Genomic DNA, 25,959 nt, shown 5'->3' with positions numbered 1-25,959 from the left:
GACCGCCACCCGCTCGCACACGGACGCTCAGGCGCGGACCACGGCCAGCACCTCGTCGCGCAGCTCCCGCATGGTGCGCTGGTCGCGCGCCTCGACGTTGAGGCGGAGGAGCGGCTCGGTGTGGGAGGGGCGGAGGTTGAACCACCGGTCCGCGCCGTTCACGGTGAGGCCGTCGAGCTCGTCGAGGGTGACACCGGGCCGTCCGCTCCAGGCCTCGCGGACCGCGGCGAGCCGGCCGGCCGCGTCGTCGACCGTGGAGTTGATCTCTCCGGAGGCGGCGTACCGCTCGAAGCGGCGGGTGAGCGCCGACAGGGTGCCGTCCTGTCCGCCGAGCGCGGCGAGGACGTGGAGGGCGGCGAGCATGCCGGTGTCGGCGTTCCAGAAGTCGGCGAAGTAGTAGTGCGCGGAGTGCTCGCCGCCGAAGACCGCGCCGGTGCGTGCCATCTCGGCCTTGATGAAGGAGTGGCCGACGCGGGTGCGTACCGGTGTGCCGCCCGCCTCGCGGATCACCTCGGCCACGGCGCGCGAGGTGATCAGGTTGTGCAGGACGGTGGCGCCTGGCCTGCGGGCGAGTTCACGGGTGGCGACGAGTGCGGTGATCGCGGACGGTGACACCGGTTCGCCGCGTTCGTCCACGACGAAGCAGCGGTCGGCGTCGCCGTCGAAGGCCAGCCCGAGATCGGCGCCCTCGGCCAGGACGCGGGCCCGGAGGTCCACGATGTTCTTCGGGTCGAGCGGGTTGGCCTCGTGGTTCGGGAAGCTGCCGTCGAGCTCGAAGTACAGGGGTACGACGTCGAGCGGGAGGCCGGCGAGGACCGTCGGCACCGTGTGGCCGCCCATCCCGTTGCCGGCGTCCACGACCACCTTGAGCGGGCGGATCGCCGTCAGGTCGACGAGCGTCCGCAGGTGGCCCGCGTATTCCCGCAGGGTGTCGCGCCGCGTGAGCGTGCCGGAGCCGCCGGGGGCGGGCGAGGGGGCGCCGGTGTCGGTCCACCGCTCGACGAGCGAGCGGATCTCGGCGAGTCCGCTGTCCTGGCCGACCGGTGCGGCACCGGCGCGGCACATCTTGATGCCGTTGTAGCGGGCGGGGTTGTGCGAGGCGGTGAACATCGCGCCGGGCAGTCCGAGGGCGCCCGAGGCGTAGTAGAGCTGGTCGGTCGAGCAGAGGCCGGTCTCGGTGACGTCCGCGCCCCGCGCGACCGCGCCCCGGGCGAAGGCCCGTGCCAGGCCCGGCGACGTGGCGCGCATGTCGTGTCCGGTCACGAGGGCGCTCGCCCCGGTGACCTGGACGAACGCGGCGCCGAACAGTTCCGCCGTGGATTCGTCCCACTGGTCCGGGACGACTCCGCGCACGTCGTACGCCTTGACGAGTCCGGACAGGTCGGTGCGCGGGACGGGGTCAGTGGGCGCGGCCATGGCCGTCTCCTTCGTGGTGCTGCGGTCCGGGGGTGTCGAGGAGCCACAGGGCGGTGTCGGGCGGCAGCGTGTCGCCGTCGAGGGGGCCGCTGGCCAGCACCGGCCGGCCCGGTACGCCGAGCGCGGTCCAGGACAGGGGCTGCGGGGCGAGGTTGACGACGCAGCTCAGCGCGGCACGGGAGAAGGCGAGGTACGGGTCGCCGGGCGCGGAGTACCAGTGGGGTGCGGCCGTCGGGTCGGGCGCGGGGTGGGCGCGGCGCAGTCGCAGGGCCGCGCGGTACAGGCTGAGCGTGGAGCGGGGGTCGCGCTCCTGGGCGGCGACGGTGTACGGCTCCCAGCCCTCCGGCTGGGGCAGCCAGGTGCGTCCGGGGCCGGCGGTGGTGAAGCCGTACGGGGCGCTGTCACCGGACCACGGCAGCGGTACGCGGGATCCGTCGCGGCCCCGGTCGGTGTGGCCGGAGCGTTCCCACAGCGGGTCGCGGATGCGGTCGTCGGGGACGGTGGCCTGCGGCAGGCCCAGCTCCTCGCCCTGGTAGAGGTAGGCGGAGCCGGGCAGCGCGAGCATGAGCAGGGCCGCCGCCCGGGCGCGGGCCGGGGAGCCGAGGCGGGTCACCGGCCGGACCGCGTCATGGCTGGAGAGCAGCCAGGTGACGGCCCCGCCGCCGGGCGCCGACAGCGAGGCGTCGATGACCCGGCGCAGCTCGGCCGGATCCCAGGCGGCCTCCAGGAAGGCGAAGTTGAATGCCTGGTGCATCTCGTCGGGCCGGGTGTAGCGCGCCAGCCTGGCCGGGTCGAACACGGCGGACTCGGCGACCATGACCCGCTCGTGCGGGGGTACGGCGCCGGGCGGCGCGGGGTGGGTGTCGAGGAGGGTGCGCCACTCCCGGTACAGCGGGTGAAGCTCCTCCTGGTCGTAGTACGGCATGAGGTGGTTGCGCAGCGGGTCCTGGTGCTGTCCGGGTCCGGCGTCGGGCAGGCCCTCCGCCTTGAACAGGGCGTGCGCGACGTCCACGCGGAAGCCGTCGACACCCCGGTCGAGCCAGTACCGCAGGACGCCGTCGAAGGCGGAACGTACCTCCGGTGCGCGCCAGTCGAGGTCGGGCTGCTCGGGCGCGTGCAGATGGCAGTACCACTCGCCGTCGGCCACCCGGGTCCACGCCGGACCGCCGAAGGCCGACTGCCAGTCGTTGGGCGGGAGTTGACCGGCGGGGCCACGGCCCGCGCGGAACAGGTACCGTCCGCGCGCGGCGGATCCGGGCCCCGCCGCGAGTGCCTCCTGGAACCAGGGGTGCCGGTCGGAGGTGTGGTTGGGCACGAGGTCGACGATGAGCTTCAGGCCCAGGCCGTGGGCGCGGGCGGTGAGCCGGTCGAAGTCCTCGGAGCTGCCGAGGTCGGCGGCGACCCCGGTGTGGTCGGCGATGTCGTATCCGCCGTCGGCGAGCGGCGAGGGGTAGAACGGGGTGATCCACACGGCGTCCGCGCCGAGTTCGGCGATGTGGCCGAGCCGGGCGGTGGCGCCCGCGAGGTCACCGGTCCCGTCTCCGTCCGAGTCGGCGAAGGCGCGCGGGTACAACTCGTAGCAGACGGCGTCCTGCCACCAGCTCATGAGGACTCCTGGGGGTGGTACGTGGTGCCGGGGCCGGGCACGGGCTGTTCGGTGCCGGTGTCGGCGGCCAGCGTGGCGGCTTCGGCGACGGCGACGGCGGTGAGGCCGGCGACGGCGTCGGCCACCGGGGCGGAGCCGTCGCGCGCCGCGCGGACCAGGTCGGCGACGGCGGCACGCACGCTCTCGCTGTACACGTGCGGTTTGCGGGTCTCGCCGCCGAGATCGAGGACGGCGCGCACGTGGTGGGGCACGATCCGTGTCTCTCCGCGTCCACGCGCCGGGGCGGCGGGTCCGGCGTCCCGCTCGACGGTGACCGAGACGCGTTCCCCGCCGTGCGGGCGGAAGCCGTCCACGTGCAGCAGCGCCCCGGCGCGCGCGGGCAGCCGCTCCCATGCCTCGGCGCCGTGCTCGTCGGTCCAGGCCGAGATCTCGGCGCGGACCGGGATCCAGCCGTCGATCCTGGTCTCGGCGAATCCGTGGTCCAGGCGCATCAACTGGCGTTCGCAGCGGTGCGCGTGGGTGAAGGAGTGGAGGTGGGAGGCGAGGACGCCCCCGGGGTGGAGGACGTCGGCGCTGACCATGTCGACGGGGCCGTCCGGCCGTCGTACGGCGGTCGCCCGGACGCTGAGCGGGTCGGAGCCGAGCAGGGCGCGCGCCGCGTCGAAGAAGTGCACACCGTGCTCGACGAAGATGCCGCCGCTGTGCGCGGGGTCCCAGAACCAGTGTCCGGGACCGAGGTCCTGGTCGGAGGCGTCGTTCTCGAACAGGAAGCGGCGCGGGGCCGCGAGCAGCCCCTGCGCGACGATCCGTTCCACGGCCCGCAGCAGCGGGTTGTAGCGCAGGACGTGGTCGACGACCAGGGCGCGCCCGGCACGCCGCGCCTCGCGGGCCACGGCGCGGGCGTCCCGCGCCGTGGTGGCGAGCGGCTTCTCGCAGAACACGTGCCGGCCGGCGCGCAGCGCGGCGGTGGCCATCGCCGCGTGCGCGGCCGGCGGTGCGGCGATGGCGACGGCCGTCACGTCCTCGCGCTCCAGCAGCTCCTCCAGGGAGCCGAGCGCGGGCACGCCGTGGCGTTCCCCGAGCGCCTTCGCCCGTACGGGGTCGGGGTCGGCGACCGCGGTCGTGCGGAGCCCGGGCAGACCGGCCACGGCATCCAGGACGTACGCCCCGAAGCCGCCGCAGCCGACGAGTCCGAGGCCGAGGGGGGCCGTCGCGTGGGTCATGCCGTGCGCTCGAGGAGGGCGACACCGATGTGTGCGTCGGCCATGCCGTAGAAGACGTACAGCTCTCCGTCGATCTCCTCGATCGCGGTCGGGAACACGACGTTCGGGACGGTGCCCGCGCGCTCCTCCTCGGTCTCGGGCGCCATCAGCGGCTCCTCGGAGCGGGCCAGGACCCTGGCGGGGTCGGCCGGGTCGAGGATCATCGCGCCGGCCGCGTAGGACACCGTCTGGTTCTGCGCGAAGGGGTCCTCGATGTGGCCGGAGACGCCGTGGTGGATGAGGAGCCATCCCTCGGGGACGCGGACCGGGGCGGGCCCTCCGCCGATCTTCAGCTCCTCCCACGGGTGCTCGGACAGGGCGACGAGACGGTGGTCGCGCGGGCGGGCCAGGGCGCGGATGTCGGCCTCGACCTCGGCGACCGGCACGTACGAGATCCAGATGCCGGGCCGCTCGTCGGTGATCCCGGCGGGCAGGTGGACGCCCTCACCGGGCCGGAACCAGCCGAGGTCCCACATCGGGCGGTGCAGCATGGCGTAGGCGGGTTCGCCGTCCGGGCCGGGGACGGGCTCCGGGAAGTGGACGACGTCCTTGTTCGGGAAGAGGTTGAGGTCGGTGTCGAGGTCCGGCTGGTAGGCGAACTGCACCGGCCCGAGGCGGGTCCACGTGGTCAGGTCCTCGGACACGGCGAGCGCCGGCTTGGGGCCGAGCGGCCCGTAGGCGACGTACGACATGACGTGCTTGCCGAGCGAGGGGATCCAGGTGATGCGCGGGTCCTCGACGCCGGCGTTGTTCTTGCCGCGCTCCCAGCCCTCGTCGGGCGAGAGGACCACTCCGCGCCGCTCGACACCGCTGGGGACTCCGTCGGTGAAGGTGACCTCGGCGAGGCCGACGCGGGACACGTTGCCCTCGGCGACCAGGCGCGGCAGCAGGTGCAGGCGGCCGTCGGGGGTGCGTCCCGAGGCGGGGTTGAGGACTCCTTCGGCCTCGTTCGCCTCGCCGGGCAGCGGGGACATGATCAGGCCTTTGCGTACCAGGCGGTAGGGGATGCGGGGGGTGGCGCCGGTGGTGCTCATACGGGGAATCAGCCCTTTGTCGCGGAGTCGATGTCGGTCGAGGTGAAGTGGCGCTGGAACAGCAGGAACAGCACCACGGCGGGGGCGGCCAGCACACAGGCGCCGGCCAGCAGGGCGCCGGTCGGGTTGGCGACCGTGCCCTGGAGGTTGGAGAGGAAGCTGGCGAGGGAGACGGCCAGCGGCTGCATGTCCGCGTCCTTGGTGACGAGGAACGGCCACAGGAACTCGTTCCACGGCCCGATGAAGGTCAGCAGCATCGCGGTCAGGACGGCGGGCCGTGCCATCGGCAGCGCGACCTTCCACAGGATGCGCAGTTCGCCCGCGCCGTCGAGACGGGCGGCCTCGAAGAGGGACTGCGGCAGCTGGAGGAAGAACTGGCGGAACAGGAACACGGCCGTCGAGTTGATCGCGAACGGGAGGATCATCCCGATGTAGTTGTCGCCGAGCCCGTAGTCGCGGACCACCAGGACGTAGAGCGGCAGCGTCAGCAGCTGGAAGGGCACCATCTGCACGAGCAGCAGAGAGGCGAACAAGGTCCCCCGCCCGCGGAAGTGCAGCTGGGCCAGCGCGTATCCGGCGAGCACCCCGAAGACGAGGGTGCAGAGCAGGACGCCGATGGTCATGATCCCGGAGTTGAGCAGGGAACGGCCCAGCGAGATCGCGCCGTTGACCGCCGTGTAGCTGTCGCCGCCCAGATCGCCGGGCACGGCCGACGACAGGTCGCCCGTCGTGGTCCTCCGCAGCGAGCCGACGACCATGTAGTAGAAGGGGAAGAGGAAGGCGACCGCGCCGAGCGAGAGAACGGCGTACTTGACGGCCGTCCCCCCGGACCGGCGCGAGCGGCCGGCCGTGAGCGGGGCCGGTGTCACCGGGGTGCCCGTGGCAGGCGTGCCGGCGAGCGGGGTGCCGGTGGCCGGATTCGAGGCGCTCATGTCAGTTGCCCCTCTCGGAGATCTTGCGGGCGGCCAGCGAGATGACAAGGACGAAGCCCACCAGGACCACGCCCAGGGCGGCGGCGAAGTCGGGGTGCCCCTGCTCGATGCCCTTCTGGTACATGAGCAGGACGGGCGAGGTGGAGGCGTGGTCGGGACCGCCGCCGCCGGTGAGCAGATAGGGCTCGCTGAACAGGTTGGCGCCGGTGATGATCGCGTAGATCAGGACGAGGGTCGTGGCGGGGCGCACCCCGGGCACGGTCACCGCGAAGAACTGCCGTACGCGGCCCGCCCCGTCGACGGAGGCCGCCTCGTACAGCTCCTTGCCGACGTTCTGGAGCGCGGCGAGGTACAGCATGACGAAGAAGCCGAGCTGCTTCCAGGTCACGAAGACGGCGATCATCGGCATCGCGAGATGCGAGTTGACGAGCCAGGAGGGGTCCGGCGCGTACGGTCCGAGGAGGTGGTTGACGAAGCCGTCCGTACCGAACAGGAACTGCCACACCGCGACCAGTGCGACGCTCGCCGTGATGTACGGCAGGTAGTAGGCGGCGCGGAAGAAGGCGCGGAAGCGGATCCTCGCGTTGAGCGCGGAGGCCAGGACCAGCGCCAGGATCACCGTGAGGGGCACGTTGATCACGAGGAAGACGGCGATGTTGAGGAAGGCCCGGCCCACGACCGGGTCGGTGAACACGTCGCGGTAGTTGGACAGTCCGACCCACGGGGAGTCGATGTCCGTGCCGGGGGCGGTGAAGTAGAAGCGATGGACGGAGATCCACAGCGTGTAGACCATCGGGACGGCGAACACGACGAGCAGGAACAGCACGTACGGCGTCACGAACAGCGCGCCGGTGCGGGAGCGGGTCCTCCCGTGGCGGGTGGCGGCGCCGTCACGCCGTGGCCGGACGCCGGGTGCGGCACCCGCGGTGGCGGTGGGACGGAGGTTCGTCATGCCGGGTCCCCGTACTCGTCGAGCAGCTTGGATATCTTGGCCGAGGACCTGCGCAGCGCGGTGCCGGTGGGCTCCTCGCCGAAGACGACGGACTTCGTCCACCCGTCGCGGAATGCCTGCCAGATGTCGACGGAACCGGGCACGTTGGGGACCTCGACGACATGCTCGGCCTGCTGTGCGAACGCCTGGTAGACGGGCTTCCTCACGAAGTAGTCCGGGTAGCGCGCGGTCAGGTTCTCGCGCATCGGCATCTGCCCCGTCGCCTCCAGGAACTTCCCGTCCTGCCGGGCGGAGGTGGCGAACTTCAGCACGTCCCAGGCGGTGGCCCGGTTGCGGCAGGCACGGAACATCGCGGCGGACTTCTCGTCGCTGAAGGAGTAGGTGTCCTGCGGCGACTTCCCGTCGGCGGTGGGCACCGGGGCCACACCGATGTCGACACTGTCCTTGTAGGCGGAGACCGCCCACGGTCCGACGGTGGCCATGGCGGCCTTCCCGTCGTTCACGGCGTCCCCGGGGTACGCCTCCTGCGGCGCGAGCTTCTCCGCGTACAGCTGGCGCCAGAACGAGGCCACCTGGCGGCCGGCCGGCGAGTCGAACTGCAGCTTCCCGTCCTCGATGAGCTGCTTGCCGCCGCTCTGCGCGGCGAAGGCCGGGTAGAAGTCGAGCCAGGACTGGAAGAACTCGCTGCTGGGTGCCGGCCAGATCGCCGCCTTGGCCGCACCGCTGTGCACGAGGGTGCGGGAGGTCTCCAGGAACTGGCTGTACGTCGCCAGCCGCGGGTGCTCGGGATCGAGGCCGGCCTTCTCGAAGATCTTCTTGTTGTAGAGGATCATCACCGGGTTGCTCTTCCACGGCAGTTGGCGGAACTTGCCGTCCGGCGAGGCGTACTGGCCGGTGAGGGCGCCGCCCCGCCGTTCGATGTAGGAGTCGCCGTCCGGGAAGTCGCTGAGCGCGACGAGGCCGTTCTGCTTCTCGAAGGTCGGCACCGAGGCGGGTGCGGTGTTGAAGACCAGGCAGGCGCTGGTGCCCGCGATGATGGAGGCGCTGATCGCCTCCTCCGAGGTCTTGCCCGCGGGTATCTGCTGGGCCGTGACGCGCTGTCCGGGGTGGCTCCTGTTCCAGGCGGCGACCATGTTCCTGCCCCAGGCCACCTCCTGGGCGTTGTTCGACAGCCAGATCGTGATGGGACCCCGCGCCTTCGCGGCGGTCTCCTGGTCCGGGGCCGGCCGGCCGCAGGCGGTCGCGGCGCTCGCGAGGGCGAGCACGAGCAGCGAGTACGCCGTTCTCCTCAGCATGAAAGATCTCCGAACTGTTCCCGCCCGGCCTCGTCGCCGGACGGACATTCCTCGCCGCGCCACGAAGGCCCGGCGGCCCGCTCGTCAGGCACCGGGGGCCGGGCCTATCGACGCGCGGGGAACGAACTCGGCGGGCGGCAGCACGACGTGCGCCACCTCCTCGCCTGCCAGCACCCGGTCCAGGGCCCGGGCCGCCGCCTCGCCCCAGCCGCGCGCGTCGGCGCGGGCGGAGGAGAGCGGCGGGTAGGTGTAGCGCGTGAGGCTGGTGTCGTCGTAGCCGACGACCGAGAGGCGTTCCGGAACCGGGACCCCCATCTCCTGGGCCACGGAGAGCCCGGCCGTCGCGGCCAGGTCGTTGCCGTAGACGATCGCGGTGGGCGGTTCGGCCAGCGAGAGCAGCGCGCGGGTGGCCCGCGCACCCCCCTCCGCCGTGAAACCTCCGGGCATCACGGGGCCTTCGGGCAGGCCGAGCGTGTGCAGCGTCTCCTCCCAGGCCACCCGGCGCCGGTGTGCGTGGCGGAACTCCTGGGGGCCTTCGACATGGGCGATACGCCGGTGGCCCAGCCCGGCGAGGCGCTGTACGGCCTCCACGTAGGCGGGCCGGTCGTCGAGGCTCACCGAGGTGAGCCCGTCGCTCCACTCGCTCTGCCCCACCACCACGGCCGGCAGTCCGAGCCGGTGCATGAGAGCGGGGCGGGGGTCGTCGTGGCGCAGGTCGGTGAGGAGCACTCCGTCCACCCGGCGGTCGGCGGACAGCCGTTCGTACACGGACTGCTCCCGCTCGGGGGTGGTGAGGTGCACCATGAGCCCGTCGCCCCGCTCCCCCAGGGCCACCTCGACGCCCGCGATGAAGGCGGGGAAGAAGAGGTCGGCGCCGATCAGGTCGGGCTCCCGGGCGAGCACGAGACCGAAGGCGCCCGCCTTGCCGAGGGACAGCGCCCTGGCCGGACGGCTGGGGGTCCAGCCGAGTTCGGCCGCGACGGCGAGGATGCGCTCCTTGGTCTCCCGCGCGATTCCGGGCCGGTCGTTCAGGGCGAACGAGACGGAACTGCGCGAGACACCCGCACGCTGTGCGACGTCGTCGATGGTGGGCTTACGAGCCATGGGGCCTTCCGCTCTCTGCGTGCCCGGGAGCCGGGCAGGTGGATGGAGCGACATCCTCACCGGCGTTTAAACCGGTTCAGACGTTCAACCGGCGTTCACTAAACCGGTTTGAGAATGGGGCGTCAATGGTCCTCGAGAGGTGACCTGGGTCACACGGGATGTGCTCCCGGCTCACCGAGCGTCCGAACTCCCGCACGGCGGCCGGGAATCACGGCGCGGAGGGCCCCGCACCCTGCCGGGAGGCCCGGCCCCTGTCCGGGCCGCCGGTGCGCACCGGCGTGCGGCGGCCCCCTCGGAGGCCGCTCCGGGAGGCGGTGGCGGGCGAGAGCGCGGCGGCGACCAGCATGAGCAGCAGGACGGGGACCATCGCGGCGCGCAGCCCGTGGTGCTCGCCGAGGAAGCCGAGCGACGGCGGCCCGGCCAGCAGGGCGACGTAACCGATCCTGGAGGTCAGGGCGACGCGGCCGGTGGTGTCCGGGCCGGACTCGCCGGCCGCGGAGAGCGCCAGCGGGAAGCCGAGGGAGGTGCCGATCCCCCAGAGCAGCACGGCGAGGCCCGCTGCCACCGGGGAGTCGACGAAGGACACCAGGGCGATACCGGCGGCCGTCAGCAGTGCGCCGCCGCCGAGCACCACCGGCCGGCCGACCCGGGCGACCACGGGTCCGCCCGCGAAGCGGCCGACCGCCATGGCGGCCGCGAAGCCGGCGTAGACCGACGAGCCGAGGCCGGAGGGCATGTGGTGCCCGTCGACCATCAGCAGCGGCAGCCAGTCGGTGGCGGCGCCCTCGGCCAGTGTCATGCCCAGCACCACTCCGCCGATCAGCAGCAGCCGTGGATCGAGGTACAGCCCGCGCTCGCGGACCTGCCCGGTGGCACCGGACGCCCCTCCGACGGCCCCGGCGGCCCCGGTGTCCGGGCGGCCGATACCGGGGCGCAGTCCCGGCACCGCGAAGGCGAACATCACGGTCACCAGGAGCAGTACGCCCGCCAGGTGCCAGGGCACCGGGAAGCCGGCCGCAGCGCCGGCCACCCCCAGCACTGCCCCGGCCACGGTGCCGAGGCTGTAGCAGCCGTGCAGGGCAGGCAGCACGGGCCGGCCGAACTCCCGCTCCACGACGGCGCCGTCCACGTTGCTGGCGACCTCCGAGAGGCCCACCCCGGCTCCGATGAGCAGCAGTCCGAAGGCCACCGTCGGCGCCGAGGACATCGTCGTACCGAGGGCCATCACTCCCCCGCTGGCGAGCACGAGACACATGCCGGTGACGATCACGGGCCGGGTCGCGAACCGTGCCACCAGGGCGCCGGCCACCAGGATGCCGAGCATGGAGCCGATCGACATGCCGAAGAGCACGAGCCCCATCCCGGCGGTCGAGGCACCGAGCCCGTCCCGGACGTCGGGCGTGCGGGTCACCCAGGTGGCGAGCGACAGACCGGGTATCGCGAAGCAGAGCCGCAGGGCGGCACGGTGACGGCGGATCAGCGGGTCCGGCGGGGTGGTGGGCTCCATGAGGGCGCGGGTCTCCGGGGGGGGCAGGGCGGCGGGGCATCCACGCACCTCGGACGTGCCGGGCGGCTCCCACCTGGGCGGCGCCGGTCACGGTATCCTGGTCGGGTATGCGGCGCCATGGGCGTCGCGCGGCGGTGGGGCTCGCCGTACCCGAACCGCGGCAAGGTCGCCGCCAACAGTCCCTACTCGTGAATCACCCTTGCCCGCACACGGGGGCCGGGGCCACGTGTAGGGAGAGACATGCGTTCGGACGAGACCGACCGGTCGGCAGCCGCGGAGCCCACCGACCCCGATGTGGACCTGCGCGACCGCGAGCAGCGCCGGGAGCTGCGGCGTTCGCACCACCGCGTCCTGACAGTGATCGCCGTGGGCGGGGCCATCGGTGCTGTCGCCCGCTTCGGCGCGGCTCAGGTGTGGCCGACCGCCGCCGCCGGTTTCCCCTGGACCACCTTGGTGGTGAACGCCTCCGGGTGCCTGGTGATCGGGGTCTTCCTCGTCGCGGTCACCGAGGTCTTCTCCGCCCACGCCCTGCTGCGGCCGTTCTTCGGCACCGGGGTGCTGGGCGGATTCACCACGTTCTCCACCTACTGCGTGGACATCGAGCGCCTCCTCACCCATGGACGTACGGGGATCGCGCTCACCTATCTGACGGCGACGGCCGTGGCCGCGGTGGCCGCGGTGACCGTGGGCGCGTGGAGCACGCGCCGGATCCTGGCGAAGTGGAGCGAGTCATGAGCTGGACCACACAGGCGGCGCTGCGGCTGACCGTCCTGGTCGACGACACCGACCTCTGGCACCACAGGCCCGTGTACAGCGAGATCGTCCACCGGGCGCACGCGGCCGGCCTCTCCGGCGCCTCGATCTTCCATGGCATGGAGGGCTTCGGCGGCCAGCAGATCGTCCACACCACCCGGCTGCTGTCGATGGCCGACGACCTTCCCGTGGCCGTGGTCGTCGTCGACGCCGAGGAACGCATCCAGGCGTTCCTCCCCCGGCTCGAGGAGATGGACATCGAGGGGCTGATCACCCTGGAACCCGTCCAGGTGGTCCGCTTCGACGGCTCCCCGGAGGCCCGGAAGTGATCGACTACCTGCTGGTGGCCCTCGGCGGAACGGTCGGTGCGCCTCTGCGCTACCTCACCGACCGAGCCGTCCAGGCCCGCCACGACACCGTCTTCCCCTGGGGCACCTTCGCCGTCAACGTGGCCGGCTCCCTGCTCCTGGGCATCCTGACCGGCGCCGCCCTCTCCGGCACCACCGGGCACACCGTCCAACTGCTGCTGGGCACCGGCCTCTGCGGGGCTCTGACGACGTACTCGACCTTCTCCTACGAGACACTGCGCCTGGCCGAGAGCGGCGCGAGGTTCTTCGCCGCGGCCAATGTCGTGGTCTCCATCGCGACCGGCCTCGGGGCCGTCTTCGCCGGAATCGCCCTTGCCCGGGCGCTGTTCACATGACCCGAGGCGGCACGGACGACCTCGTGGGCGCACAGGAAGGTCCACCCGGCGACCCGGGCACGAGGTCCGTTCGCGGTCCGCGGCGCCCTCCCTGCCGGCAGGGAGGGCGCCCTCAGACCTCCCCCCCGTCCTCCTCGCCGAACCGGTCCAGCCGTGCCGTCACGTCGTCGGCGAGACGCGTGAGGAGCCGGGTGAGGTCGTCGCGGTCCTGCTGCGGCCAGTCGGCGAGCGCCGTGGCGAACCAGCTCAGCAGCGAGGCCACATAGCGGTTGGCGGCTTCCGTGCCCGCTTCGGTCGGCTCGATCAGGCTCGCCCGGCGGTCGTGGGGGTCGGCGACGCGCCGCACGAGACCGCGCTTCTCCAGAACCTGGACCTGGCGAGTGACGTGCGGGCCCACGACCTGCATGCGGTCGGCGATCTCACCGATCCGCAGGGGCCCGTCCGCAGTGCGGAGGGACACCAGTACGCCCACGGCGGGGCGATCGAGGGCGAGGCCGGCCGCCTCGGTGGCGTGTTCGATGAGCCGGCCCTTGGTGAGAGCGCTGCTGAGCCGGGTGATCCGGGGCAGCACGGCGAGCAGGTCGGCCGGCGGGGACCCCGGCGCGGGAGGTCCCGAGGGCTCGGGCGTCATGACATCTCCATTTGCATACCTAAGTTAGGTATCTATATAGTCGAGCGTGGTCGGCGTCCATGGCGGCGCTCCATGGCCTACATAAAGATACCTAAGGTACGCATCCTTGCTGTGCAGGCCGTGCGTGTCGCCTTCGTCCCCCGGGGTCCACCCCGGGCAGAGAGGTGAGAAACCATGATCAAGAACTCTCGTTCCGCCCGTCGCGTACTGATCTCGGGAGCCAGTATCGCGGGCCCCGCGCTCGCGTACTGGCTCGACCGCTACGGCTTCGAGGTGACCGTCGTCGAGAAGGCCGCCGCCGTGCGCGGAGGCGGGTACGCCATCGACATACGCGGCACGGCCCGCGAGGTGGTCGACCGTATGGGCCTGCTGCCGCGCCTGACCGAGGCGCACGTCGACAGCCAGCGGATCACCTTCATCGACGCGGTGGGCGAAACGGTCGGCTCGGTGCGGCCCGAGCAGTTCACCGGTGGGGAGGCCGGCCTTGATCTCGAGGTCCGGCGCGGCGACCTGGCCGACGCGCTCCAGACACCGGTGCGGGAGCGGGTCGAGTTCCTTTTCAACGACTCGATCGCGACACTCGACGACGCCGGGGACGCCGTACACATCGTCTTCGACAGCGGGATACGCCGCACGTTCGACCTCGTGATCGGCGCGGACGGACTGCACTCGAACACACGCCGGCTGGTCTTCGGTCCCGAGGAGCCCTTTCACCACTACCTCGGGCACGTCTTCGCCGGCTTCACCCTGCCGAACGAGTTCGGGTTCGCGCACGAGGCCGTCATCTGGAACGAGCCGGGACGCGGCGCGGTCCTCTACGCCCACGAGAAGTCCGACCGTCTGCACGGCTTCCTCACCTTCACCAGCGAGACCCCGCCCTTCGACGCCTTCCGCGACCCGAGGGCCCAGCGCGACCTGGTCGCGGCGCACTTCCCCGAGCAGGTGTGGCACGTGCCGCGGCTGGTGGAAGGCATGCGGGAGGCCGATGACCTCTTCTGCGACATCGTGAGCCAGATCCACATGCCCACGACGTGGTCCCACGGACGCGTCGTACTGGCCGGGGACGCCGCGCACGCCACCTCGTTCCTCTCCGGTCAGGGCTCCAGCGTCGCGCTCGTCGGCGCGTACGTCCTGGCCGGCGAACTCGCCACCCACGCGGACCACACCGAGGCCTTCGCAGCCTACGAGCGCAGGATGCGGCCCTTCGCGGAACTCAACCAGGCGCTGGCCACCAGCGGCGGGTCGGTCGTCACGCCCACGACGCGCGAGGAGCTCGAAGCCCGCAACGCCCTGGTGCGCGATCCGGAGGCGGCGGCGAAGGAGCTGGCGATGGCGAGTGCCCAGGAAGGACGCGCGGCGCACTCGGCGCTGGCGCTGCCCCACTACGGCTGACGGCCGTCGGCGGTCTCCTTCGAGCTGGTGGCCGTCAGCCATGGTGGGGGGTGCCGGACCGGTCAGAGTCCGGCGGCGCGACGCCGCCGGTGGTAGGCGAGGGTGACGGCGGCAAGCAGCGGCCCCCAGGCGACCAGCGGCAGGTAGAGGATTCCGGCGACGGTGCTGCCGAGGGGGGGTCATGTCCGTATGTGGGAAGGCCCACCAGAAGGCGAACTGGGCGAGGCCAAGGGTGAGCAGCCCGGCACCGAGGCCCGCCGTCACGGCCACCGCGCGCGGGCTCGGCCGGCGCCCGCCGACGAAGGGGATCCACTGCGGCAGCACCTCGCCCCATGGCCGGACCAGCCCGAGCGTGAGCAGCGCGAGCAGCTCTCCGCACAGGGTGAGCCCGACCACGTACACCGCGCCCCAGCCGGTGAAGCCCATCGCCTCGTATCCCGCCTCGGTGTAGCCGGCGGTGTATCCGGCCGCCAGGAACAGGCGCCAGATCCCGGACGGCAGGGTGACGAGCGCGGCGGCGTGGGCGGCCCGGACGGCCCAACGGGGCGGCGGGGGAAGTCTCGTGTCGAGCTGCGTGGTGGCCATGTGCACCATCGTCTCGGCGCGCCCGCCCGCCGGCATCGCCCCTGAGGTCGGGATCGCAGTCGGCCCCGGAAGGAGACCCGTACCCCTGTCTCCCCCGCGCGGAGGAGGGGCCGCCCCTCCCAACGGGCTACTGGCGCACGGCTGCCCGCGGGCCGGGAGCAGCCCGGCCACCGGAGTGTGGTCAGGCCGGCTCGGTCCGGCTACGGGCACATCAGCCGGTGGCCGGGCTCAGCGGGCCGACGTGTTCTGTGTCGCCTCGCGTGCTTCGGTGAGGGCGCGCTGTCTGAGTCCGCCGCCGAACAACTGCATCGTGGCAGCGGCGAGGACGTCGTCCCTGCCGATGGTCCGCCCGTCGCCGTTACGGGCGTACGGGGCGCGGAGGGGATCCTGGAGGAGCGGGGACGGGTCCGGTTCACCCGGCATCACCAGGGTGACCGTGCCGAAACGTCTGACCCCGCCCTCGCGGACGACCATGGCCGCGTCCCTGGCGAGATCCGTCAGGAACACGCTCGCGATTCCGTCCAGGTCGCGGACCAACGCGGGGACGGCCGTCGCCCCCTGACTCCGCAGCAGCTTCCTGACCCCGGCCTCGAACCTGTGGGCACCGGCCACAGCGCTCGGCTTGCGCGGCCTGCTGCGCCGTCGAGTGGGCGCGAGGCCGCCCTCGGCGTCGTACACGGCCCCGGTCAGACCTCGAAACGTCGGGCTGTGGTCGTACCACTTACTCCCCACTTCCAGCTCGACGTTCCGGTCGATCGCCGACAGAAGGTCCGCAGGTATCAGCTTCCTCCGGGCCTCCTCCGCCGCCGCTCTCCTCGCGCCGCAGATGATCTCCGTCAGCACGGTCCGCGTCACCGACGCGGCGGCCCACGCCGCCGGCCGGGAGACATGCATCGAGGTCACGTCCCTGAACACCGCTTTGACGAGAGAAGGCTTGAACGGCGCGGCCTCCATGACGGAGGCGCTCCCGGGAGCACGGCGCTCACGGCGTACGGACTGTGCGGTCATCGCAAGAAACGCTCCCTCGGGCAGCCGGGTATCCAGACATCCAGGTACCCGAGCATCCCACGAGCGGGTGGTCGAGGGTTGGCCGGATCGAGACGGGCCCCGGCCCTGTGCGGCTCAGGAGTTGGACCACGCGCGTGTGCAGAGCACGAGTCGGTATCCGTCCGGGTCCTCGACGGTGACACCCCACTCGTTCCAGTACGGGTTGGGGGACGGGACGCGCTTACCGCCGTAGGCCTCCAGGCGGGTCACCAGTTCCTCGGGCACCTGGTCGTCGAGGTAGATCACGAGCAGGTCTTCCGCAGTGGGCCGCGGCTCGACGTACCCGGCGGCCTCGTGGACGAGTTCGAGATGCCAGGACGCGTCGGGCCGGCCGACCATCAACAGGTCGTGCTCCCCCGGCGCGCCGCCGCCCCTGGCCCGGTACAGCTCGCTGAGCCCGAGACCCTTGACCCAGAAGTCCTCCGCCGCGGCGAGGTCGCGTGACGGGCGGGCGATGCGGATGTGGCTCCGACCGTTGATGGGCATGAACGTCCCCTTCTGCTTGCGCGCTTGGTGGCGCACCCGTGGTCACGGCGCCTTCCGTGGCGGACCGTTTCGGTCAGCGTAGGTACGGAGCGTTCCCGCGGCATCGGTCTCGGGCCCGGGCCTTCGGGCCCCGGCTTCTACGACCGTGGATCTAGGGCGTCGAGATTCGGACGGGTCCGGACGGCCTTGCAGCCGAGCCGGACGCCACGAGGTCGAGCGCCTGTCGGTGCCGGTGCTGCCGCGCCCGGCGGTCAGGACGGCTGGACCTGGTCGAAGAGGGCGATGGCTTCGGCGGGATCCGGGCTCACGAGGCGTTCCAGACCGGCCGTCGTCATCGTCGCCCACCTGCCGGCCCGCGCCCACATCTGCTCCTCGAAGGCGCGGACGGCCGCGTCCAGGTCCTCCGGGCCGGCGGCGACGGCCTCCGCGAGTTCGGCGCCCTCCAGCATCGCGAGATTCGCGCCCGCCCCCAGCGGTGGCATCAGATGGGCGGCATCGCCCAGCAGCGTCACCCCCGGCACATGGGTCCAGGTGTGGGACACGGGCAGGACATGGAGCGGGCGGTGCGCGAAGGCGGTCCCGTGGCGGAGGAGTTCGAGCACGGGAGCGGCCCAGCCGTCGAACAGGGCCAGCAGACTCGACCGTACGGCCTCGGGGTCCGCCTGGTCGACATCCGGGTGCCGGGCCGGCGGCGTACGGAACTGGGCGTACACCTTCACATGGCCGCCGCTGTTGCGTTGGGCGACGAGAGCCCGGTTCACGCCGTACACCGCCACGGAACCGTCGCCGATCAGCCGGGCGAGGCCGGGGTGACGGTCGTCGACGTCGTCCAGCGAGGTCTCGACCATGGTGATGCCGGTGTAGTGCGGCGTGACCGACGAGACGGCCTCGCGGACCCGGGACCAGGCGCCGTCCGCGCCGATCACGAGGTCGAACGCTTCCTGTCCCCCGTCCGCGAAGTGGACCCGTACGCCGTCGCGGGTCCCCGGCACCACCCGCGTCACACCTCTCCCCCACCGGACATCGAGCGGGCCGAGCAGCAGGTCACGGAGTTGTCCGCGGTCGATCTCCGGATTGGCCCGGTCATCCGGACGGGGCCGCCAGTCGCGCAGTACGGTCCCGTCCGTGTCCAGGATGCGCATGGCCTGCCCCTCGGGACGGGACAGCTCCCGGAACTCCGCCAGCAGCCCCGCTCTGTCCAGCGCGAGTTGGCCGAGCCCTTCCTGCAGGTCGAGCGTGCCGCCCGGCGGGCGGGCGTCGGGGGCGGGATCACGCTCGAAAACGGTGACGGGGAAACCGTGGCGGTGCAGGACCCGGGCGAAGGTGAGGCCGGCGGGGCCACTGCCGACTACGGCGATACGGTGTCTCATGTCGATACACTGTATCGAATTGCCTAGGCAGCGCAACAGTACGGTGTGACCATGACTGTGTGGGACCGTCCGGAGCCGCCGACCCGCCCCGTGCCGCTCGACCGCGAGCGGATCGTCGCCGCCGCCGTGGCACTGGCCGACGAGGGCGGCCTGGAAGCGGTGTCGGTGCGCAAGGTCGCCGCCCGGCTGAACGCGGGCCCGATGCGGCTGTACGGATACATCGCCACCAAGGAGGAGCTGTTCGACCTCATGGTGGACGAGGTCCAGGCCGAGATCCTCCCCGAGGAACAGCCCGGCGACTGGCGGGAGGCGCTGAGTGGCCTCGCCCACCGCACCAGGCAAGCCGCGCTCCGCCACGAATGGCTGGCCGACCTGCTCGGCGGCCGGCCGACCCTCGGCCCCAACGGCCTCGCCGTGGCCGAGACCACGCTGGCCGCCTTCGACGGCTCCGCCGACATCGACACCGTCATGCGCGCGGTGGAGACCGTCGGCGCCTACTTCAACGGCGCGATCCGGCGTGAGATCACGAACCTGCGGGCCGAGCGCACCACGGGTCTGTCCAAGCACGACTGGCAGCGCGCTTCGGGCCCGCACCTGACGAGCATGCTGGCCACCGGCCGCTTCCCCGCGCTGACCAAGGCCGTGTACGACGGCGCGGACGTGGACGCGGAGGCGTCCTTCGCGACGGGTCTGGACTGGGTCCTCGACGCCGTGGCCGCCAGACTCGCCCCCCAGGCGTGACGCTCGGCCCGTACAGCCCACCAGGCTTACACTGGACCATCCAGTCCATTCCAGGAGGCGGATCATGCGCGGGGAGCTGACGGCGAAGGGGAAGGCGACCCGGAGCCGGATCGTCGAGGGGTCTGCGGCGGTGTTGCGGGAGAGGGGCGTCGGTTCGGCGACGCTGGACGACATCATGGCGCGTACCAGCACCAGCAAGAGCCAGCTGTTCCACTATTTCCCGGCCGGCAAGGACGAACTGCTCGTGGCGGTCGCCCAGTTCGAGGCGGACCAGGTCCTGGAGGACCAGCAGCCGTATCTGGGCCGCCTGGACTCCTGGGAGGCCTGGGAGCAGTGGCGGGAAGCGGTGATCAAGCGTTACGAGGCCCAGGGGGACGAGTGCCCGCTCGGGTCGTTGTTCCTTCAGATCGGTCGCTCGACCCCCGGGGCGCGGGCGATCGTGGTCGAGTTGATGCGCCGTTGGCAGGAGAGCCTGGCCGCGGGTATCCGCTCGCTCCAGGCCGCCGGCCTGCTTCCCCCGGGAATCGACGTCGACACCAGGGCCGCCGCGCTGCTGGCCGCGATCCAGGGAGGCGTGTCGATCCTGCTGTCGACGGGGCAGTCCACGCACCTGCGCGCCGCCCTCGGCCAGGGGGTCGCGGACTTGCGCCGCGCGGGAAGCAGCCCAGCGGCCTGACCTGGCGAAAGAGCGGGTCCGCCCCGGGCGGCCGTACGTGTCAGCCGGCGATGACGGCGGTGCCGGTGCGCCCGCCGTCGACGTCGAGCACGATGCCGTGGACGAAAGCGGACTCCTCACCGGCCAGGTAGACGGCGGCGTGCGCGATGGCATCGGGGGTCCCCATCCGGCCCGCGGGGGTGCCCTTCATCATGACCTCGCCGGGGTGGACCTCCCCGGGGGCGGGTGTCAGCACGACGCCCGGCGAGATCGCGTTCACCCGCACGCCCTGCGGTCCGAACTCCGCCGACCAGGCCCGGGTCAGGGTCTCCATCGCCCCCTTGGTGGAGCTGTAGAGGGCGCCGACGGGGACACCCAGGCGCGCGATCCAGGAGCCCAGGTTGATGATCGCTCCCCCGCCGGCCTCCGCCATGGCGGGTGCGACGGCGGCCGTGAGGAAGAACGGGGCCTTCACGTTGACCGCGTAGACCTGGTCGAAGGTCTTCTCGTCGGTGGCCGCCGTGACGTCTCCGGGGTAGATCCCCGCGTTGTTGACCAGGACGTCGATGCGGCCGCCGAGGACCCGCGTCGCCTCCCGGGCCAGCGCCTGCGACGCGGCGGCGCTGCCGTCGAGGGCCGCCTGCACGAAGTCGGCCCGGCCACCGCGCTCCCGGATACCGTCGACGACCTCCTCGCCCCGTCCGGCGCTGCGCCCCGAGACGACGACATGCGCCCCCTCGGCCGCGAACGCCTCGGCGATGGCCCGTCCGATGTTGCTGGTTGCTCCGGTCACCAGAGCGGTCTTGCCCTGAAGGCGCGTCGACATGGTCCACTCCATCGCTTCGATCTCGGCTACGAACCGCACGGGCGAACGACACTGCGCGTCCGGCCCGTCGGAGCCCTGCCCGGCAGGGCGAGTGCCACTGTGCGACGAATAAATTGGACTGGCAAGTCCAAACTTACGAGCCCCCGCCGCCGCGGAACGAGCCGGCCGTGAAGAGGGCGGGGCGGCACCGGGGGCGGTTCTCACCGTCGCGGAGGCGGGGGGATCAGCCGTCCCCGGTAGACCAGCGACGCGGCCTGTTTGAGCGGGCGCAGGCGGACGCTCACCGTGTAGCCGGTGATGCCGGGCACCGTGGCGAGGCGGCCGCTGAGGAAGTCGTAGAAGTCGGCGGCATCCCTGCACATGACGATCGCCATGAGGTTCTGGTCGCCGGTCGTGGCCGCCGCGAAGACGACCCGGGGAAGCGCGGCGACGGCCGTGCCCGTCCCGTGGAGCCGCTCGGGGGAGGTCTGCAGCCACAGAGCCGCGCCGAAGGGGTACCCGAGCCGCTCCGGAACGAGGTCCACGTCGTAGAGGAGGGTGCCCGAGCGCTCCAGGGCCTCCATGCGCCGCGCGATCCGGCCGGTGGTCCAGCCGGTGCCCTCGGCGAGCGCGGCCTGGCTCGCCCGGCCGTCCTCGGCGAGGACGGCCAGCAGCGGGGCGTCGTCCTCGCGCAACTCGACCGGCGGGCCCTGTGGCCTCTGACGGGGGTGACGGTCGAGGAGCAGCTCCACCGCCTCCTCCGAGAGGGAAGGGCCGAGCCGCGCCCAGTCGGCGCCGGGCGGGGAGTAGGCGTGGAGCACCATACGGGTGTCGACCTCCGTCACTCCCGGATAGCGGGCGAGCTGACGCAGCACGTCCGGCACCCGGCCGTCGTGAGGTGCTTCCAGCGAACAGACGATCTCCGACCCGCCGAAGGAGATGTTGGCGAAGGAGACCTCGGGCAGCCGGGTCACGGCCTCGGCGAGCGCGTCGATCCGGTCGGGGCGCAGGGTGATCCGTACGACGCTCGCCGTGAGATCGTTCACCGCCGGGTTGACGAGGCCCACGACCCGAAGGGTGCCTGAGCGCTGCATCGCACGGTAGCGGCGCGCCGCGGTCTGTTCCGACACCCCCACCGCCTCACCGATGACACGGAACGGGGCACGCGGCACCACGTGCAGCGAATGGAGGATCAGGCTGTCCAGGGCGTCGAGCATGGAGGAATCATCACATGCGGCGCGTGGTGGCGGTGGTTTTCCCCATGCCATCCCGAGCGGCTTGGGGAAACGCTCAGGTGTGGCGGAAACTTCTGGAGGGTGTACGGGCAGGCTCAGGCTGCGTCCGGGACCCGATCGCGAGGCCCGCGGGCGGCGCCGACCCCGTACGGCGGTTGCGTGCGCGCACGGCCTCGGATCCCCCTCACATCCGGGCTGCACCGTGGCCGCCCGGCTCCTGTGGGCGCGGCCGCCCCACCCGGCCCCGTACGGCAGCAGCTGCCGTACCGCTCGCACCTCGCCACCCGTCCGTCGCGTCGGAGACCCGACGCTCCGAAGGAGCCCTCTTGTCCCAGTCACCACCCGCTGCCGAGCCCCGTCGCGGGATGACTATCCTCATGGCCTGCCTCGGGGTCTTCGTCGCCTATCTGCCGGTGACCAGCGTCTCGGTCAGCCTGACCGCCATCCAGTCGGCCCTCTCCACGAGCACCCTGCAACTGTCCTGGGTCTCGGACGCCTTCGTGTTGCCGATGGCCGCCTTCATCCTCACCGCCGGTGTCTTCGGCGACGTGCACGGCCGCAAGAAGGTCTACCTCGCCGGGCTGCTGCTCTCCGCCGCCGGCGCCGCGACCTCGCTCACCGCGCACTCCATCGGCCAGCTCTGGGCCGGCCAGGCACTGTCCGGGATCGGCGCGGCCGCACTGCTGCCGACCACGCTCGCGCTCATCAGCCACGCCGTGCCCGACCACCGCGAGCGCGGAAAGTTCATCGGCTTCTGGGCGATGTGCCTGCTCGGAGCACTCGCCATCGGCGGTGTGGTCGCCGGAACGATCCTCGGCCATGTGAGCTGGCGATGGATCTTCCTCGTGCCGATACCCGTCGCCCTGGTCGCCTTCGGCTTCTCCCTGCGGCTGCTGCCCGAATCCCGCGCACCGCGAGCCGGACGGCTGGACTGGCCCGGACAGATCACGGCCGCGCTCGCCATCACCGCACTCGTCTACGGAATCATCCAGGGCGGGGCGGGTTCCTTCAGCGAGGCGCAGGTCGTCGTCGCACTCGCCGTCGCGGTCGTCAGCGGGGTCGCCTTCGTCCTCGCCGAGCGGCGCTCCTCGCATCCGATGCTCGATCTCGCGCTCTTCCGCAGCCCCGGCTTCACCGCCACGACGCTCGTGGCCATGGTGATGTTCCTCGGCATGATCGGCTTCTTCTTCGTGCTGAGCCTCTACTTCGGCATGGCCCAGCACCTCGACACGCTCGGCATCGCCTGGCGGATGCTCCTGATCACCGGGGCCGCGCTGCTCGTCAGCGGGATCGCCGGACGCATCATGCACAAGGTCTCACCGCGCCTCATGATCACCACGGGCCTCCTCATGGTGACCACCGCGCTGCTCACCCTGCTCGGCGCCGACGCCGCCACCTCCTTCGCCTCGCTCTCCTGGCGTCTGGTCCTGCTGGGGCTCGGCATGGGGCTGGTGACGACACCGATGACGGCCGTCGCCGTCGCGTCCGTACCGCACCCGCTCGCCGGCATGGCGGCCGCGGGGAACAACGCGTTCCGGCAGGTCGGCGGCGCTCTCGGCCCCGCCGTGCTCGGCGCTCTCCTCACCAGCCGCGCCGTCTCCGCCCTGCCGGGGCGCCTCTCCGAGGCAGGCGTCGACGGCCCTCTCGCCGACCGTCTCGCGGACGCGACCCGCGACGGAGGGCTCGGTGCCATCGGCTCGGTACCGTTCGGCGCACAGGCGGGCCTGATCCAGAAGGCCGTGGGCGACGCCTTCCTCGAGGGGATGCGCCTGTGCCTGACCGTCTCGGCCGGTCTGACCTTCCTGGCCGCCGTCCTCGCCTTCGCCCTCCTGCGCCCGCGCGGGGCGGCCACGAGCACGGAGAAGGTCGTACGCTCCTCGACCGCGCGGACACCGCAGACCTCCGAGCGGCCCAAGGCCCTGGTGGAGGAAGACGCCTGAGAACCGGCTCGACCCGGCGCGGGAAGGCCGCGCCTCGCGGAAGCACCGCGAGGCGCGGCCTTCCCGTCGGTACCGTCAGGGCAGCCGCCCCGGTCACACGTACGACCGGCCCGCTACGATGCCCGCTCATGAATGACGACGTACGCAACATCGTGCTCGGTCTCATAGCCGCCGGCATCAGCGCCGCCCTCGGCTGGCTCGCCCGCACCTACCTCTGGCGGCGTAAACTCCGCCGCAAGCAGGCCTTCTTCGGGCTGCCGGGGAACTCCGAGTGCCTGCTCGTCGTCAACCGCGACGCCGGCGGCGACGGCGCCGTCCACCGTCACGACGTCTTCGCGCTGCTCGAACTCTCGGCCCTCATCAAGGACTGTGCCGCACACGCCCAGATCGTGTCCCACGACGGCGCCCAGCAGGGTTTCGGCGAGCGTACGGAGATCTGCGTCGGCGGCCCGGGGTCCAACCGGCGCATGGCCGCGCACCTGCAGTCCATGCTGCCCGGCGTGAAGATCAACACCGGTCCGGAGCCGGGCCCGGACCGTGCCGCCTTCCAGGTGGGCTCGGAGCGCTACCGCCTGGAGCCCGGAGTCTCCGAATACGTCCTGCTCGCCAGGCTCACCGGCGGCCAGGACGCCCGTCCCGTCTTCCTCCTCTGCGGCCAGCGCGCCATCACCAACCAGGCCGCCTCCCGGTACCTGATGCGCAACTACGAGAAGCTGCAGCGCAAACACCGCGGCGGATCCTTCGTGCTGCTCCTGAAGGTGGTCAACTCCCAGGCCTACGGCCCCGACGTCGTCGAACTGGTCGGCGACGTGACGCGCACGGCACAGGCCCCCCTGCCCACCGCACCCCGCCCCTCCCACCGCGCCACGAGCTGAGCGCGGAGAGCCGGACGTCCCGAACGGATCAGGGTTTCCGTCGCGCCCGACACGGCGGCTCGGGCCCGATGGTGGCCACCCATCAGGCGGCGTCACCGACTTCGTTCAGCCCGGCGGAGGCTCGAAGGCGGTGCCGAGGGTGCCGGGGGTCGCCGGCGTGCGCTGACCCGTTCCCGCCACCGGCAGGCGGGCACCGTCGACGGCGGGGTCCACGTAGACGGCGAACCACTCGTCCAGGCGCCCGGCCAACTCGGCGCGTACGGAGGCGCAGGCGGGGTCGCTGACGCGATTCTCCCTCTCCCCCGGGTCCCGGTCCATGTCGTACAGCTCGTGCGGGCCGTGCGGGTACCGGTGGACGTACTTCCAGCCGGGGGTGCGGATCATACGGACGGGTCCGTACTCGTCGTAGACGACCACCCGGTCCCGGGTTGCGGACGCGCCGCCCTCGCCTCCGAGAAGCCCCGCGAAGGAGGTCCCGGGCAGGTGCGGGTCCGGCTCGTGGTCGAGGCCGAGGTGCTCCACGAACGTGGGCAGTACGTCGTAGTGGGACAGCAGGGCGTCGCACGTCCGGCCCCCGGCGATCCTGCCTGGCTGGGACATGAGGAACGGCACCAGGACGGAACTGTCGTACATGTTCTGCGGGAAGGTGCCGTTGCCCTTGCCCCAGACTCCGTGGTGCCCGGCGTTGAACCCGTTGTCGCTGGTGAAGATCACCAGGGTCGACTCCGTGAGCCCCAGGGCCTCCAGACGGTCGAGTACGCGGCCGATCGCCGCGTCCATGGCCGTCACGGCGGCGAAGTATCCGATCAGGGCCTGCCGGGTATCGCTCTCCCCTCCCACCGGGGCGCCGTCCTCGTCCAGCGGCTGCCAGGGGTGAGGGGCGCCTTGGGGACACGTCTCGAAGGCGCAGTCCTCGTACAGGTCGGTGTACTCACGGGGGTGCTGCCCCTTCCACGGTTTGTGGGGCGCGGTGAAGTGGAGCGAGAGGTGGAAGGGCTCCGGGCGGTCCGATTCGCGTTCCAGGAAGCGCCCGGCGTCCTCGGCCAAGGCGTCCGTGAGGTACTCGGGCTCCGGCGCGCGCCGGCCGTCCCGGTACATCGGAGCGTCGTAGTAGGGGCCGCCACCGCTCTCGTGCGCGTACCAGTGGACGAACCCGGGCCGGGGGCGGTCGTTGGCTCCCAGATGCCACTTGCCGCTGAGCCCGAGCCGGTATCCCGCGCGGGCCAGGAGATCGGTGAAGAGCAGGCGTCCCTCCAGGAAGTCCAGCCCCGTCCGGCCGGCGTGGTGGTACGACAGCCAGTCGTGCACACCGTGCTGCGAGGGCAGCTCCCCGGTGAACAGCGAGGCCCGTGCCGGTGAGCAGACGGGCGACGTGCAGAAGAAGCGGCTGAAGTGGACGCCGCTCGCGGCCAGGGCGTCGAGGCGTGGGGTGCGTATCTCGTGGTTGCCGGCGCAGCCGAGCGCCCAGGCGCCCTGGTCGTCGGAGAGCACGAGCAGCACGTTGGGGCGGGCGGGATCACGGCTGGCCATGGACGTCCTCAGCCTCGAGCGGGGTGGGCCGACCGTGACCGGAACGAGGGGCGGGAACGGTCGATCGGGGAATGGCGGAATCGTGCTCGTCGGCGCCCCGGCC

At 72.2% G+C, this 25,959-nt stretch carries 24 protein-coding genes; 8 read left to right on the top strand and 16 right to left on the bottom strand.

Features of this window, described 5'->3' with window-relative positions; translation table 11 throughout:
- Positions 1–27 precede the first annotated feature (27 nt).
- The 9 genes from ACZ607_RS18055 to ACZ607_RS18015 all read right to left on the bottom strand — a co-directional run bounded on the left by ACZ607_RS18055 (position 28) and on the right by ACZ607_RS18015 (position 11,108).
- Positions 28–1,416: a phosphomannomutase/phosphoglucomutase gene (locus ACZ607_RS18055; protein WP_469735662.1), complete on the bottom strand. Its 1,389-nt coding sequence runs from the start codon at positions 1,414–1,416 to the stop codon at positions 28–30.
- The gene (locus ACZ607_RS18050) at positions 1,400–3,022 is read right to left on the bottom strand and encodes a glycoside hydrolase family 13 protein (RefSeq protein ID WP_469735661.1); all 1,623 of its coding nucleotides are present in this window, start codon (positions 3,020–3,022) and stop codon (positions 1,400–1,402) included. Before ACZ607_RS18050 ends, ACZ607_RS18055 begins: the two co-directional genes overlap by 17 nt.
- On the bottom strand, positions 3,019–4,245 hold the full coding sequence (locus ACZ607_RS18045; protein WP_469735660.1) for a Gfo/Idh/MocA family protein: 1,227 nt from the start codon (positions 4,243–4,245) through the stop codon (positions 3,019–3,021). The genes ACZ607_RS18050 and ACZ607_RS18045 overlap by 4 nt, the downstream gene beginning before the upstream one ends.
- Positions 4,242–5,318, bottom strand: coding sequence for a glycoside hydrolase family 130 protein (locus ACZ607_RS18040; RefSeq protein ID WP_469735659.1), 1,077 nt, complete (start codon positions 5,316–5,318; stop codon positions 4,242–4,244). Before ACZ607_RS18040 ends, ACZ607_RS18045 begins: the two co-directional genes overlap by 4 nt.
- Before the next feature lie 8 nt (positions 5,319–5,326).
- Positions 5,327–6,250 carry a carbohydrate ABC transporter permease gene (locus tag ACZ607_RS18035; RefSeq protein WP_469735658.1) on the bottom strand — a complete coding sequence of 308 codons (924 nt, stop codon included), beginning with the start codon at positions 6,248–6,250 and terminating at the stop codon, positions 5,327–5,329.
- Position 6,251: 1 nt separating this feature from the next.
- Complete coding sequence (locus tag ACZ607_RS18030; protein WP_469735657.1) at positions 6,252–7,202, bottom strand: carbohydrate ABC transporter permease; 951 nt, start codon at positions 7,200–7,202, stop codon at positions 6,252–6,254.
- Entirely contained in the window at positions 7,199–8,497 is a 1,299-nt protein-coding gene (locus ACZ607_RS18025) for an extracellular solute-binding protein (RefSeq protein ID WP_469735656.1), read from the bottom strand. The genes ACZ607_RS18030 and ACZ607_RS18025 overlap by 4 nt, the downstream gene beginning before the upstream one ends.
- 84 nt (positions 8,498–8,581) lie before the next feature.
- Positions 8,582–9,601, bottom strand: coding sequence for a LacI family DNA-binding transcriptional regulator (locus tag ACZ607_RS18020; protein ID WP_469735655.1), 1,020 nt, complete (start codon positions 9,599–9,601; stop codon positions 8,582–8,584).
- A gap of 208 nt (positions 9,602–9,809) precedes the next feature.
- Positions 9,810–11,108, bottom strand: coding sequence for an MFS transporter (locus tag ACZ607_RS18015; RefSeq protein WP_469735654.1), 1,299 nt, complete (start codon positions 11,106–11,108; stop codon positions 9,810–9,812).
- Positions 11,109–11,348: 240 nt separating this feature from the next.
- Here ACZ607_RS18015 and crcB (ACZ607_RS18010) point away from each other — a divergent pair, with 240 nt between their 5' ends.
- Genes crcB (ACZ607_RS18010) through crcB (ACZ607_RS18000) form a run of 3 tightly spaced genes read left to right on the top strand, consistent with a single transcriptional unit; the run spans position 11,349 to position 12,564 of the window.
- Positions 11,349–11,843, top strand: a complete 495-nt coding sequence (crcB, locus tag ACZ607_RS18010; RefSeq protein WP_469735653.1) for a fluoride efflux transporter CrcB — start codon at positions 11,349–11,351, stop codon at positions 11,841–11,843.
- Entirely contained in the window at positions 11,840–12,190 is a 351-nt protein-coding gene (locus ACZ607_RS18005) for a DUF190 domain-containing protein (protein ID WP_469735652.1), read from the top strand. Before crcB (ACZ607_RS18010) ends, ACZ607_RS18005 begins: the two co-directional genes overlap by 4 nt.
- Positions 12,190–12,564, top strand: a complete 375-nt coding sequence (gene crcB / locus ACZ607_RS18000) for a fluoride efflux transporter CrcB (RefSeq protein WP_469736602.1) — start codon at positions 12,190–12,192, stop codon at positions 12,562–12,564. Before ACZ607_RS18005 ends, crcB (ACZ607_RS18000) begins: the two co-directional genes overlap by 1 nt.
- Positions 12,565–12,676: 112 nt before the next feature.
- Here the strand turns inward: crcB (ACZ607_RS18000) and ACZ607_RS17995 are convergent, their stop codons facing one another.
- Complete coding sequence (locus tag ACZ607_RS17995; protein ID WP_469735651.1) at positions 12,677–13,195, bottom strand: MarR family winged helix-turn-helix transcriptional regulator; 519 nt, start codon at positions 13,193–13,195, stop codon at positions 12,677–12,679.
- Positions 13,196–13,369: 174 nt separating this feature from the next.
- Between ACZ607_RS17995 and ACZ607_RS17990 the strand changes: the two genes are divergently transcribed.
- Positions 13,370–14,587 carry an FAD-dependent monooxygenase gene (locus ACZ607_RS17990; RefSeq protein WP_469735650.1) on the top strand — a complete coding sequence of 406 codons (1,218 nt, stop codon included), beginning with the start codon at positions 13,370–13,372 and terminating at the stop codon, positions 14,585–14,587.
- Positions 14,588–15,400: 813 nt separating this feature from the next.
- On the opposite strand, the gene ACZ607_RS17985 is transcribed toward ACZ607_RS17990, so the two are convergent.
- From ACZ607_RS17985 to ACZ607_RS17975, 3 genes are all read right to left on the bottom strand, one after another.
- Entirely contained in the window at positions 15,401–16,180 is a 780-nt protein-coding gene (locus ACZ607_RS17985) for a hypothetical protein (protein ID WP_469735649.1), read from the bottom strand.
- 114 nt (positions 16,181–16,294) lie between these two features.
- Complete coding sequence (locus tag ACZ607_RS17980) at positions 16,295–16,705, bottom strand: VOC family protein (RefSeq protein ID WP_469735648.1); 411 nt, start codon at positions 16,703–16,705, stop codon at positions 16,295–16,297.
- A 251-nt stretch (positions 16,706–16,956) separates the two neighbouring features.
- On the bottom strand, positions 16,957–18,075 hold the full coding sequence (locus ACZ607_RS17975; protein WP_469735647.1) for an FAD-dependent oxidoreductase: 1,119 nt from the start codon (positions 18,073–18,075) through the stop codon (positions 16,957–16,959).
- Between the two features lie 51 nt (positions 18,076–18,126).
- Here ACZ607_RS17975 and ACZ607_RS17970 point away from each other — a divergent pair, with 51 nt between their 5' ends.
- The gene (locus ACZ607_RS17970; protein WP_469735646.1) at positions 18,127–18,816 is read left to right on the top strand and encodes a TetR/AcrR family transcriptional regulator; all 690 of its coding nucleotides are present in this window, start codon (positions 18,127–18,129) and stop codon (positions 18,814–18,816) included.
- A 64-nt stretch (positions 18,817–18,880) separates the two neighbouring features.
- Positions 18,881–19,492, top strand: a complete 612-nt coding sequence (locus ACZ607_RS17965; RefSeq protein ID WP_469735645.1) for a TetR/AcrR family transcriptional regulator — start codon at positions 18,881–18,883, stop codon at positions 19,490–19,492.
- 40 nt (positions 19,493–19,532) lie between these two features.
- Here the strand turns inward: ACZ607_RS17965 and ACZ607_RS17960 are convergent, their stop codons facing one another.
- Positions 19,533–20,297 (bottom strand): SDR family NAD(P)-dependent oxidoreductase, encoded by a 765-nt coding sequence (locus ACZ607_RS17960; protein WP_469735644.1) that lies wholly within the window; start codon positions 20,295–20,297, stop codon positions 19,533–19,535.
- Positions 20,298–20,497: 200 nt separating this feature from the next.
- A complete protein-coding gene (locus ACZ607_RS17955) occupies positions 20,498–21,493 on the bottom strand; it encodes an Lrp/AsnC family transcriptional regulator (RefSeq protein WP_469735643.1) in 996 nt (331 codons plus the stop codon).
- 383 nt (positions 21,494–21,876) lie between these two features.
- Here ACZ607_RS17955 and ACZ607_RS17950 point away from each other — a divergent pair, with 383 nt between their 5' ends.
- Both ACZ607_RS17950 and ACZ607_RS17945 read left to right on the top strand, forming a co-directional pair.
- Positions 21,877–23,451, top strand: a complete 1,575-nt coding sequence (locus ACZ607_RS17950; protein WP_469735642.1) for an MFS transporter — start codon at positions 21,877–21,879, stop codon at positions 23,449–23,451.
- Between the two features lie 128 nt (positions 23,452–23,579).
- On the top strand, positions 23,580–24,326 hold the full coding sequence (locus ACZ607_RS17945) for a hypothetical protein (protein ID WP_469735641.1): 747 nt from the start codon (positions 23,580–23,582) through the stop codon (positions 24,324–24,326).
- A gap of 105 nt (positions 24,327–24,431) precedes the next feature.
- On the opposite strand, the gene ACZ607_RS17940 is transcribed toward ACZ607_RS17945, so the two are convergent.
- Complete coding sequence (locus ACZ607_RS17940; RefSeq protein WP_469735640.1) at positions 24,432–25,856, bottom strand: sulfatase-like hydrolase/transferase; 1,425 nt, start codon at positions 25,854–25,856, stop codon at positions 24,432–24,434.
- Positions 25,857–25,959: the final 103 nt, after the last annotated feature.

The organism is Streptomyces sp. NPDC104381 (assembly GCF_055583745.1).
This window is presented reverse-complemented; position numbering and strand designations above follow the sequence as displayed.

What these genes read in the sequence shown, in the direction of transcription:
- ACZ607_RS18055 (WP_469735662.1), bottom strand. Translation starts at nt 1,416, where the DNA reads ATGGCCGCGCCCACTGACCCCGTCCCGCGCACCGACCTGTCCGGACTC.
- ACZ607_RS18050 (WP_469735661.1), bottom strand. Translation starts at nt 3,022, where the DNA reads ATGAGCTGGTGGCAGGACGCCGTCTGCTACGAGTTGTACCCGCGCGCC.
- ACZ607_RS18045 (WP_469735660.1), bottom strand. Translation starts at nt 4,245, where the DNA reads ATGACCCACGCGACGGCCCCCCTCGGCCTCGGACTCGTCGGCTGCGGC.
- ACZ607_RS18040 (WP_469735659.1), bottom strand. Translation starts at nt 5,318, where the DNA reads ATGAGCACCACCGGCGCCACCCCCCGCATCCCCTACCGCCTGGTACGC.
- ACZ607_RS18035 (WP_469735658.1), bottom strand. Translation starts at nt 6,250, where the DNA reads ATGAGCGCCTCGAATCCGGCCACCGGCACCCCGCTCGCCGGCACGCCT.
- ACZ607_RS18030 (WP_469735657.1), bottom strand. Translation starts at nt 7,202, where the DNA reads ATGACGAACCTCCGTCCCACCGCCACCGCGGGTGCCGCACCCGGCGTC.
- ACZ607_RS18025 (WP_469735656.1), bottom strand. Translation starts at nt 8,497, where the DNA reads ATGCTGAGGAGAACGGCGTACTCGCTGCTCGTGCTCGCCCTCGCGAGC.
- ACZ607_RS18020 (WP_469735655.1), bottom strand. Translation starts at nt 9,601, where the DNA reads ATGGCTCGTAAGCCCACCATCGACGACGTCGCACAGCGTGCGGGTGTC.
- ACZ607_RS18015 (WP_469735654.1), bottom strand. Translation starts at nt 11,108, where the DNA reads ATGGAGCCCACCACCCCGCCGGACCCGCTGATCCGCCGTCACCGTGCC.
- crcB (WP_469735653.1), top strand. Translation starts at nt 11,349, where the DNA reads ATGCGTTCGGACGAGACCGACCGGTCGGCAGCCGCGGAGCCCACCGAC.
- ACZ607_RS18005 (WP_469735652.1), top strand. Translation starts at nt 11,840, where the DNA reads ATGAGCTGGACCACACAGGCGGCGCTGCGGCTGACCGTCCTGGTCGAC.
- ACZ607_RS17995 (WP_469735651.1), bottom strand. Translation starts at nt 13,195, where the DNA reads ATGACGCCCGAGCCCTCGGGACCTCCCGCGCCGGGGTCCCCGCCGGCC.
- ACZ607_RS17990 (WP_469735650.1), top strand. Translation starts at nt 13,370, where the DNA reads ATGATCAAGAACTCTCGTTCCGCCCGTCGCGTACTGATCTCGGGAGCC.
- ACZ607_RS17985 (WP_469735649.1), bottom strand. Translation starts at nt 16,180, where the DNA reads ATGACCGCACAGTCCGTACGCCGTGAGCGCCGTGCTCCCGGGAGCGCC.
- ACZ607_RS17980 (WP_469735648.1), bottom strand. Translation starts at nt 16,705, where the DNA reads ATGCCCATCAACGGTCGGAGCCACATCCGCATCGCCCGCCCGTCACGC.
- ACZ607_RS17975 (WP_469735647.1), bottom strand. Translation starts at nt 18,075, where the DNA reads ATGAGACACCGTATCGCCGTAGTCGGCAGTGGCCCCGCCGGCCTCACC.
- ACZ607_RS17970 (WP_469735646.1), top strand. Translation starts at nt 18,127, where the DNA reads ATGACTGTGTGGGACCGTCCGGAGCCGCCGACCCGCCCCGTGCCGCTC.
- ACZ607_RS17965 (WP_469735645.1), top strand. Translation starts at nt 18,881, where the DNA reads ATGCGCGGGGAGCTGACGGCGAAGGGGAAGGCGACCCGGAGCCGGATC.
- ACZ607_RS17960 (WP_469735644.1), bottom strand. Translation starts at nt 20,297, where the DNA reads ATGTCGACGCGCCTTCAGGGCAAGACCGCTCTGGTGACCGGAGCAACC.
- ACZ607_RS17955 (WP_469735643.1), bottom strand. Translation starts at nt 21,493, where the DNA reads ATGCTCGACGCCCTGGACAGCCTGATCCTCCATTCGCTGCACGTGGTG.
- ACZ607_RS17950 (WP_469735642.1), top strand. Translation starts at nt 21,877, where the DNA reads ATGACTATCCTCATGGCCTGCCTCGGGGTCTTCGTCGCCTATCTGCCG.
- ACZ607_RS17945 (WP_469735641.1), top strand. Translation starts at nt 23,580, where the DNA reads ATGAATGACGACGTACGCAACATCGTGCTCGGTCTCATAGCCGCCGGC.
- ACZ607_RS17940 (WP_469735640.1), bottom strand. Translation starts at nt 25,856, where the DNA reads ATGGCCAGCCGTGATCCCGCCCGCCCCAACGTGCTGCTCGTGCTCTCC.